Here is a 1,008-nt window from a genome sequence, read left to right on the forward strand (position 1 = left end):
ACTCGCACTGCCCTGCCAGATAGAACCTTGCACACCATCGATTTGCAGCCCTCTTACCTTAGGGACATGTTTAAGAGCAAACGACGCTGGCAGATGCAGGATCAGGCTAACCGAAAAGAACAGGATAAAAATGGTACTAAAGAGTAAACCGTATTTTAAAGTTGAACCTCGCTTCACATTAACCTCGTTTAAACTGTAGTCGTTTGACGTCAATCACGCCCGGCGTGTCACTGCGGTCAATATCCATGAATTCAACTTCCACACCCTGTTGCTCTTTTAGATAAGTAAGCCAATCCACAAATTGATTAAATGGTACGGGTTTAACCCACACTTGCAGCATATCACCGCGAGGTTGCACTCGAATCAATTCAATCTTGAAGCGACGCATTGAAGCGGGTACTGAGCGGTTCAATGGCTCTGAACTCTTTGCGCCGCCACTGCCGCGCAGATCCACGATTTCATCCGCTTTATTCGTAACCCAAGTCAGCAATTGCTTCTCACTCTGGATTCGGCTTTGTGCTAATTCTGCACGGGCGTTTAAAGGCTGCAGCAATCCCCAATAAACAACGCCGACTATCAACAAGATAGAGCACCCAGTTACGAGTCTCTGCTCGCGTTGACTAATCGATGTCCACCACGCTTGGAGTGGCTCAATCATATTTCTCATCATTGATCTCCTAACGTGAGTTACTGTAATGGTTTAAGGGTAAAGCTGCCATAGACTGCATCACCGTTACGGTTAAGTGGCCCTTGTTCAACAGAGAACTTCTCCGCTAACTTGGTACGTGCAGTCTCGAAGTGTTGAAAATCCGAACTCTTTGCTTGCAAGCGCACTTCTGAACGGTTGCCGTCATAACGAATACTCTCGACTTCAATCGTAGCCACCTGCCCTAGCGTGTTTGGCAGTTGAGTGAGCCAACCCAGCAGTGTCGCACCATCACCCGAGCCACCGTATCGGCTGGCTTCTTCATTCATGGTACGTTTCAGGTAAGTCACGCTTGGTATTTT

The 1,008-nt window shown here is 47.7% G+C and carries 2 protein-coding genes and 1 pseudogene; all 3 read right to left on the reverse strand.

Annotated features, from left to right (window positions below; genetic code table 11):
• A pseudogene (locus KIV40_RS35515) lies at nt 1-177 on the reverse strand (type II secretion system protein N); the annotation flags it as partial.
• 1 nt (nt 178) lies between these two features.
• On the reverse strand, nt 179-667 hold the full coding sequence (locus tag KIV40_RS32405; RefSeq protein WP_285353460.1) for a type II secretion system protein M: 489 nt from the start codon (nt 665-667) through the stop codon (nt 179-181).
• Nucleotides 668-687: 20 nt separating this feature from the next.
• A partial coding sequence (gene gspL / locus KIV40_RS32410) for a type II secretion system protein GspL (protein ID WP_285353459.1) occupies nt 688-1,008 on the reverse strand: 321 nt, incomplete at its 5' end.

This window comes from Vibrio sp. D173a, from assembly GCF_030248475.1.